The sequence below is a fragment of the Convivina intestini genome (assembly GCF_003096575.1).
Lineage (GTDB): Bacteria > Bacillota > Bacilli > Lactobacillales > Lactobacillaceae > Convivina > Convivina intestini.
In genome coordinates this window covers 50,609-66,120 of record NZ_QEKT01000001.1, presented here as the reverse complement: position 1 = coordinate 66,120, position 15,512 = coordinate 50,609, and the positions used below count along the sequence as shown (strand labels likewise).

The 15,512-nt window shown below is 41.4% G+C and carries 18 protein-coding genes; 2 read left to right on the top strand and 16 right to left on the bottom strand.

Annotated features, from left to right (window positions below; genetic code table 11):
• Positions 1-25: 25 nt before the first annotated feature.
• From C7384_RS00330 to C7384_RS00300, 7 genes are all read right to left on the bottom strand, one after another.
• The gene (locus tag C7384_RS00330) at positions 26-1,330 is read right to left on the bottom strand and encodes a DUF2130 domain-containing protein (RefSeq protein WP_089937301.1); all 1,305 of its coding nucleotides are present in this window, start codon (positions 1,328-1,330) and stop codon (positions 26-28) included.
• 208 nt (positions 1,331-1,538) lie between these two features.
• Positions 1,539-2,084 (bottom strand): ribosome recycling factor, encoded by a 546-nt coding sequence (gene frr, locus C7384_RS00325; RefSeq protein WP_089937299.1) that lies wholly within the window; start codon positions 2,082-2,084, stop codon positions 1,539-1,541.
• Positions 2,084-2,809 carry a UMP kinase gene (gene pyrH / locus C7384_RS00320; protein ID WP_089937297.1) on the bottom strand — a complete coding sequence of 242 codons (726 nt, stop codon included), beginning with the start codon at positions 2,807-2,809 and terminating at the stop codon, positions 2,084-2,086. Before pyrH ends, frr begins: the two co-directional genes overlap by 1 nt.
• Positions 2,810-2,902: 93 nt before the next feature.
• The gene (gene tsf, locus C7384_RS00315; protein WP_089937296.1) at positions 2,903-3,784 is read right to left on the bottom strand and encodes a translation elongation factor Ts; all 882 of its coding nucleotides are present in this window, start codon (positions 3,782-3,784) and stop codon (positions 2,903-2,905) included.
• A gap of 109 nt (positions 3,785-3,893) precedes the next feature.
• Positions 3,894-4,667 carry a 30S ribosomal protein S2 gene (gene rpsB / locus C7384_RS00310; RefSeq protein WP_089937294.1) on the bottom strand — a complete coding sequence of 258 codons (774 nt, stop codon included), beginning with the start codon at positions 4,665-4,667 and terminating at the stop codon, positions 3,894-3,896.
• 161 nt (positions 4,668-4,828) lie between these two features.
• The gene (locus tag C7384_RS00305; RefSeq protein ID WP_176760682.1) at positions 4,829-5,113 is read right to left on the bottom strand and encodes a GIY-YIG nuclease family protein; all 285 of its coding nucleotides are present in this window, start codon (positions 5,111-5,113) and stop codon (positions 4,829-4,831) included.
• Positions 5,110-5,871 carry a tRNA1(Val) (adenine(37)-N6)-methyltransferase gene (locus C7384_RS00300; protein ID WP_089937292.1) on the bottom strand — a complete coding sequence of 254 codons (762 nt, stop codon included), beginning with the start codon at positions 5,869-5,871 and terminating at the stop codon, positions 5,110-5,112. The genes C7384_RS00305 and C7384_RS00300 overlap by 4 nt, the downstream gene beginning before the upstream one ends.
• 62 nt (positions 5,872-5,933) lie before the next feature.
• On the opposite strand from C7384_RS00300, the gene C7384_RS00295 reads away from it, so the two are divergent.
• Entirely contained in the window at positions 5,934-6,569 is a 636-nt protein-coding gene (locus C7384_RS00295; RefSeq protein ID WP_089937289.1) for a lysophospholipid acyltransferase family protein, read from the top strand.
• 10 nt (positions 6,570-6,579) lie between these two features.
• Here the strand turns inward: C7384_RS00295 and C7384_RS00290 are convergent, their stop codons facing one another.
• A complete protein-coding gene (locus tag C7384_RS00290) occupies positions 6,580-6,801 on the bottom strand; it encodes a YneF family protein (protein WP_089937288.1) in 222 nt (73 codons plus the stop codon).
• A 161-nt stretch (positions 6,802-6,962) separates the two neighbouring features.
• Between C7384_RS00290 and lexA the strand changes: the two genes are divergently transcribed.
• Positions 6,963-7,601: a transcriptional repressor LexA gene (lexA, locus tag C7384_RS00285; protein ID WP_089937286.1), complete on the top strand. Its 639-nt coding sequence runs from the start codon at positions 6,963-6,965 to the stop codon at positions 7,599-7,601.
• Positions 7,602-7,654: 53 nt separating this feature from the next.
• Here the strand turns inward: lexA and C7384_RS00280 are convergent, their stop codons facing one another.
• The 8 genes from C7384_RS00280 to C7384_RS00245 all read right to left on the bottom strand — a co-directional run bounded on the left by C7384_RS00280 (position 7,655) and on the right by C7384_RS00245 (position 15,509).
• Positions 7,655-7,960: a PTS sugar transporter subunit IIB gene (locus C7384_RS00280; RefSeq protein WP_089937282.1), complete on the bottom strand. Its 306-nt coding sequence runs from the start codon at positions 7,958-7,960 to the stop codon at positions 7,655-7,657.
• A 39-nt stretch (positions 7,961-7,999) separates the two neighbouring features.
• Positions 8,000-9,511, bottom strand: a complete 1,512-nt coding sequence (locus C7384_RS00275) for a PTS ascorbate transporter subunit IIC (RefSeq protein ID WP_089937280.1) — start codon at positions 9,509-9,511, stop codon at positions 8,000-8,002.
• Positions 9,512-9,538: 27 nt separating this feature from the next.
• On the bottom strand, positions 9,539-10,009 hold the full coding sequence (locus tag C7384_RS00270) for a PTS sugar transporter subunit IIA (protein ID WP_089937275.1): 471 nt from the start codon (positions 10,007-10,009) through the stop codon (positions 9,539-9,541).
• Positions 10,010-10,202: 193 nt separating this feature from the next.
• The gene (locus tag C7384_RS00265) at positions 10,203-11,621 is read right to left on the bottom strand and encodes a PTS galactitol transporter subunit IIC (protein ID WP_089937274.1); all 1,419 of its coding nucleotides are present in this window, start codon (positions 11,619-11,621) and stop codon (positions 10,203-10,205) included.
• Positions 11,622-11,660: 39 nt separating this feature from the next.
• Entirely contained in the window at positions 11,661-13,145 is a 1,485-nt protein-coding gene (locus C7384_RS00260; RefSeq protein WP_089937273.1) for an FGGY-family carbohydrate kinase, read from the bottom strand.
• 154 nt (positions 13,146-13,299) lie between these two features.
• A complete protein-coding gene (locus C7384_RS00255) occupies positions 13,300-13,998 on the bottom strand; it encodes an L-ribulose-5-phosphate 4-epimerase (RefSeq protein WP_089937272.1) in 699 nt (232 codons plus the stop codon).
• Positions 13,999-14,007: 9 nt separating this feature from the next.
• Positions 14,008-14,865 (bottom strand): L-ribulose-5-phosphate 3-epimerase, encoded by an 858-nt coding sequence (locus C7384_RS00250; RefSeq protein WP_089937271.1) that lies wholly within the window; start codon positions 14,863-14,865, stop codon positions 14,008-14,010.
• A 5-nt stretch (positions 14,866-14,870) separates the two neighbouring features.
• Entirely contained in the window at positions 14,871-15,509 is a 639-nt protein-coding gene (locus C7384_RS00245) for a 3-keto-L-gulonate-6-phosphate decarboxylase UlaD (protein ID WP_089937267.1), read from the bottom strand.
• Between the last annotated feature and the right edge of the window lie 3 nt (positions 15,510-15,512).

The following is a 15,512-nucleotide window of genomic DNA, read 5'->3' as shown; positions in this document are numbered from 1 at the left end:
TCCTTTAATTTTTCCTAATGAGTCATCAACGCTCTTCTTGCGACTTAAGGCTGGCAAACTTAGCCTGCATGGTTGGATTACCTCGGGTTAGTTTTTTAACACTGACGTCATCTAACTTATTATTGGCTAAGCGTAATTGATTTTCAGAAGTTGTTAATTGCTTCTTAACATCTTCCATTCGAGCAATTGATTTATCAATACTCTTCAAAGCCTCTTGTACATTTTTGGAATACGAAGTGTAATTTTTAGAAAAACCAACCTTGAATTTTTCAATATTATCTTCAAAGTGAGTAATGTCTAAGTTTTGCTCGCGCATGGCTGCTAGTTCCTGCTGGTAAGAAACTGAATTTAAGGCCGCATTACGCAAAATTCCAATAAATTGAATAAAGAACTGAGGACGAATAACATACATTTTTTCGTAATCACTCACCTGCACGATTCCCGTATTATAGTAGTCACTATCAGCTTCTAGCATTGAAACCAAAACGGCATATTCAGTCTTTTTTTCCCGGCGATCTTTATCTAACTCTTTGAAAAAATCAGCATTTTTATGCTTAGCCGCAGTTGTATCAGCTTCATTTTTCATATCAAACATGATTGAGATAAACTCCAAGCCATTTTGATAATCACGGAAAATAAAATCCCCTTTAGATCCACTTTGACGCGATACCTCATTATCTTTTTCAAAATAGGCATTAGGAAAGGCATAGGGCCGAATCTTGTTAAATTCCTGATGAGCGTATTCTTCTAAGCTTTCCCCAATTTCCTTGGTAGACTGGCGCGCTTTAAAGTCCTTATAAAACTCAACTTGTTCGTTGGCCGCCTTTAACTTAGCCTCATAGTCATTTTTAACTGTGACAACTTCTAGCTCCTGAGTTTTAGCTTGATTAGCCAGCTCACTCTTAATTTGAATCATGTCCTTTTCAAGCGCCGTAATTTGTTGATCTTTGGTTGTTAGGGCTTGGTTATGAGCTAACTCATTTTGAGAGATGGCTTCTTTGACCTTGGTCTCAGTATTTTCCTGGATGTTTTTAATTTGGGCTTCTAAAAGCGCAATCTTTTCTTTTTGTTGACCTTGTATTTCTAGTGCTTTTAGGTGCTCATCTTTTTGAACCTGCCCTTTTTGGGCCTCAATAATTGGTGCTTGTTCTTCCTGCCAGATCTTTTTTTGCTGGGCTAAGCGTTGTTCAAAATCGCGATTCAATTCATCGGACAAACCTGCCGTATCAATTTTCTGTTCGTCTTTTAAATCAATTAAATCGCCAGCCTGAGCCGCTTCATCCAAAACTAATTCGGTTGCCGAGCGTAAATGATATTTTATCTTAGCCATGATTCCCCTCTCTATTCATAAAAAAAACGCCTAAGTCATCCCAATGTCAAAACTGACATCAGGACGCTTACGCGCGGTTCCACCTGATTTCTGAATCAAAGATTCAGCACTCGAATTGTTCTCAACTCCTAGGTTGCCAAGCCCAATCAATGCTAAGAACTAAATTAATTACATTATGAATAGTTTCCTGCTAAAAATCAAGAAAAGATTAAATCGTCATCAATTCCTTTTCCTTGTCACTAGCAATAGTATCAACGGCCTTGGTGTTGTCATCAGTCAACTTTTGCGCCTGATCTTCAGCATCGTGCACTTGATCTTCAGTCAATTCTTTATCTTTTTTGATGTCATCCATTACGTCACGGCGGACATTACGAATGGCAACCTTAGCCTTTTCAGCCTCAGCCTTAACCTCTTTAACCAATTCCTTACGACGCTCTTCAGTCATTTGTGGAATTGCTAAACGAACAATTGTCCCATCACTAGCTGGGTTTAAACCCAAATCAGACATATTAATCGCAGTAACAATTGCTTCCAATGCACTCTTATCAAAAGGCGTAATCAATAACAAGCGAGCTTCTGGCACCGAAATTGAGGCCACTTGGTTTAAGGGCACCATAGCCCCATAATATTCAACTTGAACTCGGTTTAAAATGTTAGGATTAGCACGTCCAGTGCGAATATCAGCCAACTCGCGGCGAAGTGCTTCTTGGGCACCGTGCATACGTTCCTTTGCCTTAGAAAAATCAAAAGCCATTACTTTCCTCCTACAACTGTTGTACCAATGGGTTCACCCATGATAACGCGTTTAATATTACCTGATTGATTAAGGTTAAAGACCACCAAAGGCATGTTATTTTCCATGGAAAGTGAACTTGCCGTTGAATCCATGACCTTAAGACCCTTCTTCAAGATGTCCAAATGAGTCAAAGTGTCAAACTTGTGGGCTTCTGGGTTAGTACGAGGATCATCATCATAAACCCCATCAACACCATTTTTAGCCATCAAAATCGCATCTGCATTAATTTCATTAGCCCGCAAGGCCGCTGCCGTATCGGTTGAGAAGTACGGTGAACCAACACCGGCCGCAAAAATCACAATGCGTCCCTTTTCCAAATGACGGATAGCCCGACCACGAATATAAGGTTCGGCAACCTGTTGCATGGTGATTGCTGTTTGAACCCGGGTGTCAACCCCCATCCGCTCCAAAGCATCTTGAAGGACAAGGGCATTCATAGTTGTACCCAACATTCCTGTGTAATCAGCTCGTGAACGTTCCATACCAACCTTGGCAGCTGGTTCTCCGCGCCACAGGTTTCCACCACCAACAACGATGGCAATTTGTGTACCTAAATCGTGGACTTCTTTTAATTCAGCGGCAATTTCATTAACTGTCTTTAGATCAATTCCTTGACCTTGATCACCGGCCAAGGCTTCCCCAGACAGCTTCATTAACACACGCTTATACTTTCTGTCAGTCATCATAACCTCTTTCATTGCTGCTAATATTATAACAAAGAACCCGGATTAATTGCATTAAAAAAGCGCACCAGCAACGGTGCACTTAGAAAGGAATTACTTACCCAATTGCTTAGCAACTTCTTCAGCAAGGTCAGTAGTTTGCTTTTCGATACCATCACCAACTTGGTAACGAACAAAAGAAACAACCTTACCGTTGTTAGCAGCAACGAATTCGGCAACAGTTTGATCACCGTTCTTAACAAATGGTTGGTCCAACAAAGTAATGTCGGCCAAGAACTTCTTGATACGACCTTGAACCATCTTTTCCTTAATGTTATCAGGCTTACCATTCAAGTCTTCAGAAGCCATTTGAACTTCCTTTTCCTTGGCAACAACATCGGCTGGTACTTGGTCATCAGAAACATACTTAGGTGAGATTGCAGCTACGTGCATGGCAACATCACGGGCTGTTTGTTCGTTACCGCCATCCAAAACAACCAAAGCTGAGATTGAACCAGCCATGTGTGAGTAAGCCCCGAAAGTTTGGTCGTCAGTCTTGTTGACAACAGCGAAACGACGCAAAGTAATCTTTTCTCCAGTAATCTGAGAAACGTTGATAATCTTATCGTTCACAGTTTGACCAGATTCATCAATCTTAAGCTGCAAAGCTTCTTCAACATCCTTAGGCTCGTAAGTCACAATGGCATTAGTAACGGCCAAAAGCAAATCGTTAAATTCTGCGTTACCAGCAACGAAATCAGTTTCAGAGTTTAATTCGATTACGGCACCCTTGTTACCATCAGTAGCAACATAAGTCATACCTTCAGCAGCGACACGGTCACCCTTCTTGGCAGCCTTGGCCATACCCTTTTCACGTAGCAAATCAATTGCCTTTTCGATGTCACCTTCAGCTTCAACCAAAGCCTTCTTAGCGTCCATCATTCCTACGGAAGTCTTGTCACGTAGTTCCTTAACTAACTTTGCAGTAACTGCCATTTGTAATACTCCTTTAATTTAAACATTAACTAGGTGTTATTATATCATAAAAAAAGGCCGTTCCGCGTCCCAAACAGGTCCACCGGAACGGCAAATTAAGGCTTAAACCTTAGTTGTCTTTTTCAACAATGTTAGTAATTTCTTCAATTGACTCTGTTTGGTCATCACCTTCGATGAAAACCGCTTCAGCATTGCCATCTTCACCTTGACGGCCTTCGATAACAGCATCAGCCATCTTAGCCGTGATCAAACGGATGGCACGGATAGCGTCATCGTTAGCTGGAATCTTAACGTCAACAACGTCAGGATCAGCGTTAGTATCGATCATAGCAACCACTGGAATGTTAAGCATGTTAGCTTCCTTCACAGCGATTTCTTCTTTCTTAGGGTCAACAACAAACAAAACGTCTGGTAATTCTTGCATGTCTTCGATACCACCCAAGAACTTTTCCAACTTTTCACGTTGCTTGTTCAACAAAACAACTTCCTTCTTAGGAAGACGTTCGAAAGTACCATCTTCAGCCATAGCCTTCAAGTCCTTAAGACGTTGTACACGCGTCTTAATTGTGTTCCAGTTAGTCAAAGTTCCACCCAACCAACGGTGGTTGATGTAGAATTGACCGGCACGAGCAGCTTCTTCAGCAATTGCATCTGAAGCTTGCTTCTTAGTACCAACAAAAAGGAAAGTAGCGCCATCAGCTGATGCGTTACGCATAAAGTTGTAGGCTTCATCAATCAACTTAACTGTCTTTTGCAAGTCAATAATGTGAATACCATTACGTTCTGTAAAGATGAACGGTGCCATCTTTGGGTTCCAGCGACGAGTCTGGTGACCGAAGTGAACTCCTGCTTCAAGGAGTTCTTTCATTGTAATAACTGCCATAATAGGCCTCCTAGGTTAATCCTCCGGTAAATTCGTGGTTAGCAGCGACATCATAGATGCACCTCTGCCTTCTCCTCTACCGTGTGTATTTTGGTTGCATTGCACAACAGATGTATTTTACCTAAATCAAACATAAAAAACAAGTAGGTAGTTCCCTATTTTTATTTCAGCCAAATATTGACGTCGACCCCCTGGCTTTGTAGGTAAAGTTCCTTTTTAGCACGGGCTAATTTTTTAAACATTGCTTCAGCGTGTAGGGCATCATGCTGATTATCAAAACTTTCAAAGTAGATTAAGCGCAAGGGATGTCGACTTTTAACGCGGGTAAATTTAGCTCCTTTACCAGCTTGGTGGGTTAAAAAACGGCGATAAACATTATCACTATAACCCCCATAAAAATAGCCATCTGCAGTATAGAGCACGTAAAAAAAATACTCTTTTATCATTGCCAGGCGGTCCCATACAAAATTTCATGCATTGCTGCTGTGTATTCGTTATTGTCCTGATAAGCAACCAAAGGTGGCATAATCCGGACACCACCCGGACGCCCGGATTTTATTGCTTCGATTAAGACCATATTCGCTTCTCGGTCAGCCTTTCCATAGACAAACTGAATCCGCTTGGGCATTAATTTACGAGCAGTTAAAGCCGCTAGAATCTCAGCCAAGCGTTCCGGTCGGTGGACCATATAAAACTTGCCATTGTTTTTCAGTAATTTATTGGCCACCTGAACTAAGGCTGGTAAATCAATTGAAACTTCATGTCGGGCTAGCAAATAATGTTCATCTTCATTGACTTTAGTAGTTTCATTTAATGGAAAATATGGCGGATTGGACAAAACCACTTCAGCCGAACCTGGGCGGATGTCGTCAAAAATAGCCTGCATATCTGCTTGGAGAACTTGTACGCGGTCTTGCAATCGGTTAAGGACCACGGAGCGTTGCGCCATAGCGGCTAATTGAGCTTGGATTTCAACCAGATAGACTGGTCCAACCGTTTTAGGTGCATAAAAAAGACCAACCGCCCCAGTACCAGCACCTAAATCAACGGTTAAGCCCTGTCCCCGCCCTTTAACCTGGGCAAAATGAGCCAATAAAATCGCATCCAGAGAATATGAAAACATGTCTGGATTTTGAATAATGTAAATATCTTGGGCGGGTAGCCCATCAAGCCGTTCTCCCGGCTGTAAATCAGGATTAATCATTTGCGTTTCACCCCAAATATAAGTAAAATTAGTTGGATTGTAATTGAAAGGTAGCTATAATAATGAAATTTTATGATTTTATGAAAATCGTAATTACCGGTTTGATTTGGTTGGTCACTGGGCGGGTTCGTTATATGAATCGCGACCGCTTACCCCAAAACGATAATTATATTTTAGTTGGTCCCCATCGGACTTGGTGGGATCCAGTTTGGTACGCCATGGCTGCTTATCCCAAGCACTTTATTTTTATGGCTAAGGTTGAAATTTTCAAACACGCACCGGTGCGGTGGCTGGTCACTAGCTTAGGAGCTTTCCCAGTTGATCGTAAAAAAGTTGGCCCCAATGTTATCAAATACCCAGTTAAAGAGTTACGCAAGGGCAATCGTTCACTGATAATGTTTCCAAGTGGTTCCCGGCACAGCGCCAAGCTTAAGTCTGGTACAATTTTAATTGCGCGGATGTCTGGCAAGGCGATTGTCCCGGCCGTTTATCAGGGACCGGTTAAGTTTAGCCATTTGTTCAAACGCAATAATACCACAATTAATATTGGTACTCCGATTGTCGTTGACAACAAAGGAAAGCTTTCTGAAGAAGTCATTACCAAATACAATGATCAAATCCAAGCTAGTTTTGATGAATTAGACCGAGAAGTCAATCCTAACTGGGTATATCACGATCCGAAAGCACAAAAAAAATAAGCCGTTGAGCTTATTTTTTTTGTGCCTTTTGGCTTTGTTGCTTCATTTGACTCATCATTTGGTTCAACTTCTTTTGTGAAGGCTTTTGACCCATTGACATCATCATTGACTTCATCATCTCTTCTGAAATGGGTGGGTTCTTAGCTAAGTAGCTCTTCATAGTCATCCGAGCTAAGAAAAATCCTCCGACTAAACCAACTGCTAAGGCTAAAATACCAACTAGGTAAATCATAGCCGTCCTCCTTTATTTTTATCGAAAACTTCCAGATAATTATATCATATTGCCACTTAATACTCCGCTTAACTCTAAACAGCAGAAAAACGAACATATGTTTGATTTTTTGCTGTTTTTTCGGTAATATTGGTATATTAGTAAACGTTAAGGAAGATTTTATGGTTAAAAGCGCTGACAGTAAACAAATTCAAGTATTACGCTTTATTCATGATAACCAGTGCAAAAATGGCTATCCGCCCACTGTGCGTGAAATTGGCGAAGCAATTGGTCTATCTTCTTCTTCCACAATTCACGGCCACATTAAGCGTTTAGTAGACAAGGGTTACCTCTCCAAAGACGCCAACAAGCCCCGGGCTCGGGCAATTGAAGTTACTGCGGCCGGGTTAGAAATCTTAGGGGTTTCAGCTAATAGTGGGCAAATCCCCGTGCTTGGTTTAGTTACCGCCGGGCAACCCATTTTAGCTGTCGAAGAAGAAGCCACTGAATTCTTCCCCATTCCGGATAATTTAGTTCAATATGATGGTTCCCTCTTTATGTTAAATGTCCGTGGTAATTCAATGATTAAAATTGGTATTCTTGATGGCGACAAAGTGATTGTTCGTCAGCAAACCAATGCCGACAACGGCGATGTAGTTGTGGCGATGAATGAGGACAACGAAGCCACGGTTAAACGTTTCTTCCGCGAAGCTAATCACTACCGTCTACAACCAGAAAATGATAGTTTAGAACCCATTATTCTAGATCAAGTTTCTATTCTTGGTAAAGTGGTTGGCCTATACCGTGATGCAATTTATTAATTTTATTTCCAAAAAAAGTGGCTGACAGTTTTAACTGCCAGCCACTTTTTTAATTACTTCTTATATTTTTCTTCGAAATTCGTTTCGTCAGTGATGCGTTGCGTGATTTCTTTTTCACTCATCACATTCTTAACCCCAACAACTTTAATACCTTTAGCGGCAACGTCTTTAAACATGTCTACGAAATTCAAAGGAGTGAAGACGGCGTCATATTGAGCGGCCGTTGACTTACCTTCGGCAATACTTGTGTGATTAATCTTGCTAACTGGAATACCCAACTTCTTCATTGATTTCTCAACGTTTTTCATCATCATCAAGCTGGTTCCAGATCCATTTGCACAGGCAACTAAGATATTCATAATATATTTCCTCAATTCTTTTTTATTTAAAACAATAATTTACTTTTCCGTTTGTTCCTTGTACTCTTCGTAGTCTTCGACCATTAAGAAGTAGTGCTTAGGGTCCTTACGGTATTCCAATTGTGGAATGGCCAACAAGATAATTGCAACGATGGCAACACCGACATAACCCAAGTACTTAAGAATAACGGTAAACATTGGCCAAACTGTGTCCCAATCGAACATACCAATGTAGCCACCATACTTTGCCATACCAATCCAAGTGGCGATTAGGGCCGCACCAACGACCTGAATAATACCGGATAAGAATGGTAGAATCATGGCTGCTTTAGCACCCGCCCGGTTATTGGCAATTACACCAAAGACCGCGTTATCAAAGAAGAGCGGGATAAATCCGGCAATAATAATAGTTGGCGAATGGAAGAGCATCAAGGAGCCAATGGCTAGGAACTGTCCTAAGGCACCAAACAAGAAGCCAATTGTCACGGCGTTTTGTTCACCAAAAGCGAAGGTTGCGGCAACATCAATACCAGGAACTGAGTTAGGAAGAATTGTGTCACTAATTCCGGTAAAGCTTTCGGTTAATTCACCAACGAAAGTCCGCACGCCTAACTGCAAGATGGCCAAATTAACCGCGAAGCTTAATGAAGTCGTCATGATGTAGAAGAAGAAACTAGCGTCCTTAGCCAAACCAGTTGCCCCATGGCTAGTTACATAAAGGGTTGTAAAGTAATCACGTCCCAAAACCAGCATGATGATACCGAAGAAGGCAAACATTAAGATTGCCGTCGCAACCATGTTTTCATTGAAAATACGTAGAAAACCAGGTAGTTCATAATCTTCCAAACGCTTCGTTTCTTGATCATTACCCTTTTTATCAGCATGAAACTTCATCTTATCTGAAATCCAAGCTACTAGGGCAATTCCAAACATTTGCTGGTGGGCAATGGCAAAGCCACCACCATCAGTTAATTCTTGAATAGGCTTGATGGTCATGTTTGAACCAACGGCCCAGTATAGACCAAGTAGCAGACCCATAACTAGGAGCACTTCAATACGGCCTAGGCTAGGAATGGCAAACAAGATAATCCAAAAGGCTGTGGCAGCTTGCTGGACCTGGACATTACCAGTGGTAAAGACTGCGCGTAACTTAGTGTATTTCGAAAAGCGCACCAGCAAGATGTTAAAGACAAAGGCAATCAGCAAGAGCACCATTACATCCCCAAAGGACTTACCAAAAGTCTTCATAACTCCTTCAGTAACCGCATTTTGACCAAAATAAGGGTCAATCACCGTGGCAGTTAGATGGAAACGATCCTTTAACCCCGCCAGAATTGGTCGAAAGCTTGTAACCAGGCCATTGGATCCAACAATCAAGATCATATAGCCAATCGTTGCTTTCAAAAAGCCGGCCAAGCTATCATAAAAGGGCTTTTTCTCTAACATATAACCAATCAACACGATAAAACCAATCATGTAGGCTGGCTGGGTCAAGATATTCTTAGCAAAGAAATCCCAAATACCTAGCAGTACAGCTAGTATTGCATTCATAATCCTACTCCCCTCTCATTTATTGACTTAATTAGTCGCTTCGTACTTATCTAACACTGCCTGGTAATCGTCCATATTTTCAATGGCCGACAGGGCTTCAACCATGCCATCAGTCATCAATAGTTCCATTAGGTTTTGGATATTTTCCAGATGTTGATTCTCATCTTTAGCGGCTAAAGTAAAGAACAATTTACCAGCCTTTTCTGGATTATTCTCTTCAAAATAAACAGGTTCGTTGAACTTTGAAAAGCTAATACCAGTATCCAAAACACCAGGACCAGTTGCTAGTGCATGCGGCATAACAACCCCGGGCGTAATCACAATATAGGCACCGTTGGTTTCGACATTTTTAATGATTTCATCAACATAGACATCTGTAATCATTTGCTTTTCTTTTAAGTTTTCACTAGAAACTCGCAAAGCTGTCTGCCAATCCTGAGGCGTCTCATCGTAAATTCGCACTAAGTCGTTATCACGAAAATATTTCAACATTGTCATTTAAATTACCTATCCCCTCGCTCAAGAAACGCTCTATTCCTTGTTTTGTAAGGGCTTTCTTGATTTATTACAACCTCATTATCGCAAGCGCCCCTAGTAAAAAACAGTCCCACATATCCCGACTATTTTTACCAGAATGGGACGGTTCCAAAACAAAAAAAGACGTCCTTTTCAGAACATCTTTTCAAACATACTAAACATCAGCTTTATTTTTATTGGCCATATGAGCTAGATAAGTCCAAATTTGCGCACGCTTGAAGCGTAACGTTCCTTGGGCGAGGACATACAAGAGAACAACTGGTAAAATCAAGTACCAATTTCCAGTAATCCAAATCGCAAAGATTAAGGCTGTAAAGGGACGAGCCATGACGTTAAAACTAACAATCAAGGTCGCACCAGTCGCCACGGCAATGCCATATTTAGCAAGAGCTTCGGTATACATCGGCGCCATATAGGTACCAGCATAGAGTCCCAGGCTAAACCAAACAATCGCACTGGCGAAGATTTTAGTCATATTACCTCGATGAATGGCTACCATCGACTCCAGCATAAATGGCAAGGCAATCAGGTCCACCACTGGAATCATCTTATTGCCAGGGAGAATAACCGCCAACACCAACATCACTGGCATCAAAATCATACCTGAAATCAACGTGGCTGATTCACCATAGCCAAGACCATCATCAACCGCGATAAACCAACGCTTCTTATTGGTAACACTGGCACCACTCTCATCATCTTCCTTACGATAACGATTAGAAATTTCACTGGTAATTGGCTTGAAGGCTTTTCCAAATAAATGAGCAATCATCGGGAAAATTGTCATAACCGTGGCTAATTGAATGGAAAAGAACAAAATCTGTCCCCAGGCCTTCAAAGAACCTAGATGATTTAAATTGGCCAAAAAGCCTAAGATTAGGCCTAAAATTGCCCCAATCATTGTTGGTTCACCAAAGATGCCCATCTTTTCTTTCAACCGTTCTGGCGTAATGTTGATTTTATTTAAACCAATCATGTTCCAAACTGGATCGAGCAAAAGGGCCGGGATAACATTTTCAATGTTTTGCATGGAAGCTGTCGTCCCGTTTGGAATCTGATAGTAGTCAGAATAACGGTCCGATTGGATTTCAGCTAACAGGAGCGAAATCAACATCAAGAAGACACTCAAACTAAATGACAACCAAAAGTTTTTCGTTACCACGTAAGCCACGGTACCCCAAACCATAAAGCCCCAATTTTGCCAGAGGTTGGTTGGGAAAAACACCTTGGTGTAACCCACTAAAAAGAGAATCGTTTCTAAGATTAATCCACCTAAGAAAAATGAAATACCCACTGGTGATTGAAAGGCCGTTAAAGCCGAAGACTGCCAACCAGTATCAACAATGGGTAAGTTTAGCCCGGTGACTTTGACCATTTGATTAATAATTTTGGTTACAACCGGTGTAAAGGAGCCAATAATCCAAGAAAATCCGGTTAAGGCTACCCCAACTAAAATGGCACTGCGAACAGCCGTTGCGATTTTAACCCCCAAGACGACAGCTACTAAAAAGATGATGATTGGCACAATCACATTGTGACCTAAAGTCGTCACAAAATTCATAAATATTTCCATCGTTCATACTCCCCAAGACTTACTCTCACAAGTAAATCCCTATTCCTTGTAGTAACCGGATGCTGTTCCTTGCAGATTACTATATAAATTCGTATTACGAGCATCAAAATCTAACAAGCACTGCACATTGTCCAGATTCGGTTCATAACTTTGTACGGGATCATCAATAATATTTTGGGCAGCATCATGAAAATTGGCATACTCGCCCTGTTGCACTAAGACCGAAATCAAAGCCCCAATCGCCGTTGATTCCACGCTGGCGGTCTTATGAACGGGCATATTATAGGCATCAGCTTGCATTTGATCCATGACTGTACTGTTGGTTAGGCCCCCACTAATAATAACCGAAGAAATGGGTCCGTTCGCCTTAAAAATTCCCAAACCCTTGTTAATTTCCACAAAGAGACTGGCCATTAAGGCATAGAGCATATCTTTGCGCCGAGTTGAAAGGCCAACATTAGAGAAGGCCGCCCGGATATGGGTATCGTAGACCCCAATGGACTTTCCCTTGTGGAATGGTAGAACCGCTAAATTAATGTGTTGGCCGTAGCAGTCACTCAAATCCTGATTTAGCTTATCAAAATCGCGTTCGCCATAGAAGTTATCAATAAACCAATTCAAAGTTGAAGAACAAGCTAGCAAGTCGATTTCCAAAATATATTTATTCGGATTAGCTGAAGTATTGTAGATAATATTTCCGTCTAATATCTTAGGTAAGACATCCACGTTTTTAATTAGATAGCCACGCGTACCGGTATTAATTGAAACTTCATCATTGGTAATACTTCCTGAACCAACCGCCGCACACTGCTGGTCTCCACCGGCTGAAATGACGGGAAGGCCCTTTTTCAAGCCAGTTTTTTGAGAAAATTCTTCTGTAATATAACCACAAACATCCCCAGGAGCTGTGATTTCAGGCATTTTGTTCACATCTAGGCCTAAAATTTTAAACAGATCGGGATCCCAAGTTAAATCATGAATGTTCATTAAGTTCGTCCGGCTACCATAGGTCGTATCCGTCGTATAGGTTCCCGTCATTTGATAAAGCAACAAAGACGGAATGTTTAGCATCTTGTCCGCTTCAGCATAGATTTCAGGACTTTGATACTTAACCCAGCAAATTTTAGCTCCTAAATATACAGCGTTTAAACGACTACCGGAGCGTTGTAAGAAGAAATCATCATAGTCTCGGTACTGGTCCAAAATCTTATTAACCCGGGTGTCTTGCCACATAATAGTTTGGGCAATTGGCTGACCGCCCTTAGTTGGAATCAATGATGAACGTTGAGAAGTCATTGAAATCGCTTTAATTTCATAGGCGTTATCACGGGCAAAGACTGTACATTGCTTGATGATTTGAATTAGTAAATCAATGAAAATTTGTGGATCTTGGGTTACCGAACCATCTGGTAAATATTTCGGCTTATAAGTTTGACTAGCTTTATAGATTATCTTACCCGTCTTATCATAAATGATACCGCGGATACTTGACGTACCAATATCAATAATTAAGTAGGTGTTCATGCTATTTTCTCCTAATTTTTGCTATAATGACTGCACCCATCTCTATAAAAGCGCTTTCATTATATTGGAAAGAAAAACCCATCACTTTGAATAAAATGACAGGCTCATCCTTGGCCCCTCTTAAAACAACAGGGACATTATTTGTAAATCTGAGTTACTCTTTTTGTCCGTAGTAAGCATGGGCACCATGCTTACGATAGTAGTGTTTATCTAATAAATATTGTGGTACATGCAGTTCATTGCGCGTTAATTGCAAAGCATGGTAAGCCATTTCAGCTGATACTTCCAAAACCTTGGCATTATAAACCGACTTAGCCGGTGTTGCCCCCCAGGCAAAAGGTCCGTGTTGACTAACCAAGGCAGCGGGTATCGCGTCAGGGTCAATGTTTCGTTGGGCAAATTCTTTGACAATGACTTTACCGGTGTTTAGTTCGTAACCTTCTGCAATTTCTTGTTCACTTAGGGCTGGTACGGCTGGAATATCCCCATAAAAAGTATCAGCATGAGTCGTGCTAACAGCTGGAATATCTAATTTAGCTGCTGCAAAAGCCACTCCCCATGGCGAATGCGTATGCGTAATCCCACCAATATTTGGAAAATGCTTGTATAAATAGGCATGGGTCGGTGTATCACTGGATGGATTCAAATTCCCTTCGACAACCTCACCGTCCAAGTTAACTACCACCATATCTTCTGGTTTCAAAGCTTTGTAATCCACGCCGGAAGGCTTAATGACAAAGAGACCCTTGCTTCGATCAATACCAGACACGTTTCCCCAGGTAAAAGTTACTAAATCAAGCGCTGGCAATTGCATGTTGGCTTGATAAACCTCTTCTTTTAATTCTTCTAACATATGACACTCCTACTTGTAAAAACCAGCTTGAGCTAACAAATCTTGGACAAACTGTTGGGCTTCAATCACTTGTTCAATGGCATCCGCATCATGTTCGGACCACATCTCAATCGTCAAGGTTCCTTGATAACCAATTCGCTTCAACGTTTTAAATAGACCTAAAAAGTTAACTTCTCCGCGACCAAAGGGAACGTTTTTAAATTTACCGGGCGTAGTTTCCGTTACTTTGTACGTGTCTTTGACATGAATAGCCACGATATTGTCTAAACCATCGGCTAAATCTTGTCCGGGAACATTCTCCGGCCAGGCCGAAATATTTCCTAAATCAGGATAGGCTTGTAGCCAAGGTGATCGTACTGATTGCTTAATTTCTTGAACTTTGGCCACTGAATTAATGAAAGGATCATCCATCGTTTCAATAGCAATCATAATTTGATTTTCAGCCGCAAAATCAACTACCCGTTGCAGATTCTCGATAAAGAGCTCCCGGGTTAAATCGTTTTTTTCGCCATAGTATTCGTCATAGCCGGCGATTTGAACATTACGAATACCCAAATCACGGGCTAAAATAATCGCTTTTTGACAAATTAAATAGGATTTTTCAGCAATATCGGCCTGTTCAGAACCCAAAGGAAATTTTCTCAAACCAGACAACATCATTGTGTCAATCGGCAGATCCACGGCGTACATGTCCTGGACTAAGTTCCAACGTTGCTGCCGACTCCAATCCAAGCGCCCTAAGCGTTCATCGGTTTCATCCACTGATAATTCAATAAAATCAAAGCCTTGGTCCTTGGCTAATTGCAATTTCTCACGCCAAGTCATGGCAAACGGTAGTGATTTTTCATTAATTCCAAGCTTTACCATAGTCTTTAGTTCCAGTACTTTTTAATCTCATCTTGGAAACTCTGAGCGGCAGCGGCTGGATCTTCTTGTCCAGTAATGGCACGACCAGCAATAAAGGTATAAACGGGTACGCCTTCAAATAACTTAATCGTATCGAGGTTTAAACCACCGGTAACGGAGACTTTGAAGCCCATTTCAATAAACTTTTTAACGATATTTAGGTCTTTTTCACCCCAAACTTCACCGGCTAACAAGGCATCGCGGCTTTGGTGATAAATAACCTGTTCAATCCCAATTTCTTTCCATTGAGCAGCACGTTCCCAGTTCCAAGCCGAATACAATTCAACTTGAATACCATCTAAGACTGACTTAGCGGACTTCATGGTCGCAATCGTTGCTGAATCAATGACAGTCATTAAGTCCGCCCCAGCATCCTTAGAATTTTGAGCGACTGTTGAACCAGCATCGGCACACTTGGTGTCAGAAGCGATAATCTTATCGGGGAACATGGCCCGCAAGACACTAATTGCTTCTTGTCCGGCTTGCAATTCCAAAATGGTTCCAACTTCCACAATATCGACAATTGGACCAGCAAAGTGGGCAATGCGAGCAGCTTCAGCTAAAGTATTTTGATCTAAGGCAATTTGTAAATTAGGCTTTCTCATGGT

What these genes read in the sequence shown, in the direction of transcription:
- C7384_RS00330 (WP_089937301.1), bottom strand. Translation starts at nt 1,330, where the DNA reads ATGGCTAAGATAAAATATCATTTACGCTCGGCAACCGAATTAGTTTTG.
- frr (WP_089937299.1), bottom strand. Translation starts at nt 2,084, where the DNA reads ATGGCTTTTGATTTTTCTAAGGCAAAGGAACGTATGCACGGTGCCCAA.
- pyrH (WP_089937297.1), bottom strand. Translation starts at nt 2,809, where the DNA reads ATGACTGACAGAAAGTATAAGCGTGTGTTAATGAAGCTGTCTGGGGAA.
- tsf (WP_089937296.1), bottom strand. Translation starts at nt 3,784, where the DNA reads ATGGCAGTTACTGCAAAGTTAGTTAAGGAACTACGTGACAAGACTTCC.
- rpsB (WP_089937294.1), bottom strand. Translation starts at nt 4,667, where the DNA reads ATGGCAGTTATTACAATGAAAGAACTCCTTGAAGCAGGAGTTCACTTC.
- C7384_RS00305 (WP_176760682.1), bottom strand. Translation starts at nt 5,113, where the DNA reads ATGATAAAAGAGTATTTTTTTTACGTGCTCTATACTGCAGATGGCTAT.
- C7384_RS00300 (WP_089937292.1), bottom strand. Translation starts at nt 5,871, where the DNA reads ATGATTAATCCTGATTTACAGCCGGGAGAACGGCTTGATGGGCTACCC.
- C7384_RS00295 (WP_089937289.1), top strand. Translation starts at nt 5,934, where the DNA reads ATGAAATTTTATGATTTTATGAAAATCGTAATTACCGGTTTGATTTGG.
- C7384_RS00290 (WP_089937288.1), bottom strand. Translation starts at nt 6,801, where the DNA reads ATGATTTACCTAGTTGGTATTTTAGCCTTAGCAGTTGGTTTAGTCGGA.
- lexA (WP_089937286.1), top strand. Translation starts at nt 6,963, where the DNA reads ATGGTTAAAAGCGCTGACAGTAAACAAATTCAAGTATTACGCTTTATT.
- C7384_RS00280 (WP_089937282.1), bottom strand. Translation starts at nt 7,960, where the DNA reads ATGAATATCTTAGTTGCCTGTGCAAATGGATCTGGAACCAGCTTGATG.
- C7384_RS00275 (WP_089937280.1), bottom strand. Translation starts at nt 9,511, where the DNA reads ATGAATGCAATACTAGCTGTACTGCTAGGTATTTGGGATTTCTTTGCT.
- C7384_RS00270 (WP_089937275.1), bottom strand. Translation starts at nt 10,009, where the DNA reads ATGACAATGTTGAAATATTTTCGTGATAACGACTTAGTGCGAATTTAC.
- C7384_RS00265 (WP_089937274.1), bottom strand. Translation starts at nt 11,621, where the DNA reads ATGGAAATATTTATGAATTTTGTGACGACTTTAGGTCACAATGTGATT.
- C7384_RS00260 (WP_089937273.1), bottom strand. Translation starts at nt 13,145, where the DNA reads ATGAACACCTACTTAATTATTGATATTGGTACGTCAAGTATCCGCGGT.
- C7384_RS00255 (WP_089937272.1), bottom strand. Translation starts at nt 13,998, where the DNA reads ATGTTAGAAGAATTAAAAGAAGAGGTTTATCAAGCCAACATGCAATTG.
- C7384_RS00250 (WP_089937271.1), bottom strand. Translation starts at nt 14,865, where the DNA reads ATGGTAAAGCTTGGAATTAATGAAAAATCACTACCGTTTGCCATGACT.
- C7384_RS00245 (WP_089937267.1), bottom strand. Translation starts at nt 15,509, where the DNA reads ATGAGAAAGCCTAATTTACAAATTGCCTTAGATCAAAATACTTTAGCT.